We start from the raw sequence: 3,214 nt of genomic DNA on the forward strand, positions 1-3,214 counted from the left end.
CACCGGAACCGTCAACCGGTGGAACATCTGCCGGAGACACGGACACCGCGCCCGCGCCGGAATCTGAATCAGGAACTGAAACATCAACAGGTTCAATGTTTTCTGCAACAGGTTCTGAATAATTACAGTCAACGTCCTTTTGCTCTGGTTCTTCGGCAGTCATTGTCGGACGTGATTCAATTTGATTATGCGCCGGACAATCAGTGTCAATTCCGACGATTGAAAAAATATAGCCTTTGACATTTCGAAACATCTGCCGTGCAGCTTTTATCAATCCTTTCTGAATTAAGGAATCAATCGCGTGATTCAGTGTGCGAACGTCTTTGATATTCAGTGCAGATTTCATGACGTTCTTATAAAAAACAAATTTCTTTCTGTCCTGGCAAAAAATGAAAAAAAGAACAGCAATTTCAGTTGTTGACAGTCCGGAATTTCCGGAAAAAACAAAATTCTTAAAACTTACCAATTCATTAATCATTTGCTTTCCCCTCTGCATTGCTTTCGATTTCTAAAAATTCATAAATGTCTTTCTTGTATATCATCGACAACTGAACAACCCTTTCCATTGGAACTTTTTCTGAATTTCTCCAAAAAATGACGGCCTGAACGCTTATTCCTAACTTCTGGGCAATTTCTTTTTCTAGTGCAATTATTATTTTTTCCCTGTTTTCTCTTTTTTTCATCCATTTAATCTGCGGACGGAGACAATAAACTAATTGTCGGAATGTCGCTGTGTTTTTCATTTTTATATTCCTGTTTATAAAGTTTTCCTTAACGTATTTTTTATTTTATTTCTTTTTCCTTTTCCTTTACAAGAAATAAATCACAAAAAAATAAAAAGAAAAAAATAACTTGTGAAAATGACGTGTCATGTCATGATTGCAGAATTTTTTGAAAAAACGTGTTCCCTCTTATTTTGTTATCTTATTTTGTTATCTTATATTAATAAATAAGTACATTTGCAAAAATTCCACTTCTGAACAGCAAAAATTCCACTTGTAAACAGCAAAAATCCCACTTCAAAAGTGTAATTATTACACTTCTATAATGGAATTATCCCACTTGTAAAGTGTATATATTCCACCTCTAAAGTGTAATAATTCCACATATAAAAACATTGTGATTTATTTCAAATTGGCATCGATCAGACATTTGAAAAATGATATAAAAAATATTATGATTAAAGAACACTTAATTTTAAGTCTGGATTTTCTTTTATATCGTTATGAGGTATTTACATCTATATGGATAAATCAGATATTGAACTTCACGAAAAACGCAAGTTGCAAATTATGATGCAACACGTCAATGATGACGAAACCGAAGTGTGGCACACCCGCCGTTTGCTTGGTATTGGTGGTTCTGAAGTTTCTGCCGTTCTTGGACTTGATTCGTTCGGCAAAACACCTTTCGATGTTTGGATGAATAAAACCGGCAGAAAGACAGATCGTTTTTCTAATAGATTCACCAAATGGGGAACTATTCTTGAAGACACTGTTGCACGTCACTTTGCTGAATTAACCGGTTTTTCTGTCACTCGCTCTAATAAGCATTATTCGCTTGAATCTGCGCCCTGGTTGGTCGGCAATGTTGACCGCCTTGTGACAATCAACGGCAGTCGTTCGGCAGTTCTAGAATGCAAAACTGCATCAGCATATAGCGACAGCAAATTCAACAAATCTGCTGCATGGTATTCAGACGAACAATTTCACGATGAAAATATGATCGGCATTCAATCAGAAACTGATGTGCCGCTGAATTATTATTTTCAGTGTCAGCATTATATGCTTGTGACCGGCATCCACAAATGTTTCCTCGCTGCTCTTATCGGTGGCAATGATTTTCGAATTTTTGTCATTCCTTTCAATGAGACTGTCGCAAAATTAATTTATTCGAAGTGTTCTGAATTCTGGTGTCAGAATGTCTTGAAAGATGTTGCACCACAACCAACATCGAACGATTTCATCAGGTCGTATTTTGAGGAAAAATCAGTCATCATCGCAAATCAGGATGTTTCAATGTTAATCGCCAAATATAAAGATCTCAAGAAATCGATTGATAATCTTGAAAATGAACAGGATGAAATCAAGCAAAAAATCATCGAATTCATCGGTGTGAATGACGAATTGTTGGATGCTGACGGCAACAAGGTCGCAACATTCCGTGCATCCAGTAGATCATCACTGAACATTGATGCAATGTCTGAAACCGAAAGAAAGACATATGAACAACTTGTTGCGAAGTACACAATCAAAAAACTTGATGAAAACAGAACACTTCGCTTTTCAAGTTCCAAGAAAAAAGGAAATAAATAATTATGGAAAACCAACAGAATATCAATCAAAACAATATGGTTTCTTCGTTCGGCGAATCAATGCCGGCAGAATTTGTCGATGAAACACTGAACGTCATCAAGAAACTTTCCTTGAAAGTCACTGCCCCTGTTCTTTTTAATTTCTGCGCAAACATGTTGTCAAACAACGGCAAGGATTTCATCACCAAACACGATGTCTTCACATTCCTTGTTCAGTGCGCAAATCTGAATCTGAATCCAATGGTCAAACAGATTTATGGTTTTGTTTCTCGCGGAAAACTTGCAATTGTGATTTCAATCGACGGCTGGAACACCATCGCAAACAGGTCACCACAATTTGACGGTATGGACTTTGAATTCGGCCCCGTTCGCGAACGTGAATTGAACTTCGTGAAAACCTCTTATTCTAACGGACAGAGATCAAAAGTCACAACAAATGTCAAAAGAACTGTTGCCGATTGGATCAAATGCATCGTTTATCGTAAAGACCGGACACATCCTGTCTGTGTGACAACATTTTTTGACGAAGCGTACACCGGATCTGAACCCTGGGCAAATCAACCAATGCAAATGCTTCAGAACCGCGCATTTGTGAATTCAATCAAAAAGGCATTCAATATTTGTGCGTATGCTGAAGACGACAACATTATGACAATGGATACCACAATTCCTGAAGACATTGAACCGGTAATCAATGACAATAATATTCAACCACAAATTCAATCAGCACCGGTGGCACAAATCGAACAACAGCAACAATCCGATCTGATGAATCAGATTCAATCACAAACAGCAACTGTTGAAATTCCTGAGCTGCAAACACCGGTCAAGAAAACACGCAAAAGAAAAACAGTCACTGCAGTTGAACAACCTGTTGAACAGCCTGTGACGGTTCCAGAA

The 3,214-nt window shown here is 37.6% G+C and carries 4 protein-coding genes; 2 read left to right on the forward strand and 2 right to left on the reverse strand.

Annotation, left to right across the window (positions count from 1 at the left end):
- Positions 1-478 (reverse strand): hypothetical protein (locus tag ACJMNB_RS05065; RefSeq protein WP_405339615.1); only part of this gene is annotated, 478 nt, incomplete at its 3' end.
- Positions 471-683, reverse strand: coding sequence for a hypothetical protein (locus tag ACJMNB_RS05070; RefSeq protein WP_405339617.1), 213 nt, complete (start codon positions 681-683; stop codon positions 471-473). The genes ACJMNB_RS05065 and ACJMNB_RS05070, both read right to left, overlap by 8 nt.
- A 561-nt stretch (positions 684-1,244) precedes the next feature.
- Here ACJMNB_RS05070 and ACJMNB_RS05075 point away from each other — a divergent pair.
- Both ACJMNB_RS05075 and ACJMNB_RS05080 read left to right on the forward strand, forming a co-directional pair.
- Complete coding sequence (locus ACJMNB_RS05075; protein ID WP_405339619.1) at positions 1,245-2,315, forward strand: YqaJ viral recombinase family protein; 1,071 nt, start codon at positions 1,245-1,247, stop codon at positions 2,313-2,315.
- A 2-nt stretch (positions 2,316-2,317) separates the two neighbouring features.
- The coding region (locus ACJMNB_RS05080; RefSeq protein ID WP_405339621.1) for a recombinase RecT at positions 2,318-3,214 on the forward strand (897 nt) is incomplete at its 3' end.

Source organism: Fibrobacter sp. (assembly GCF_045131395.1).
Classification (GTDB): Bacteria; Fibrobacterota; Fibrobacteria; order Fibrobacterales; family Fibrobacteraceae; genus Fibrobacter.

Bases quoted from the DNA above. Each gene is read 5' to 3' on its own strand.
- ACJMNB_RS05075 (WP_405339619.1), top strand. From the start codon at position 1,245: ATGGATAAATCAGATATTGAACTTCACGAAAAACGCAAGTTGCAAATT.
- ACJMNB_RS05070 (WP_405339617.1), bottom strand. From the start codon at position 683: ATGAAAAAAAGAGAAAACAGGGAAAAAATAATAATTGCACTAGAAAAA.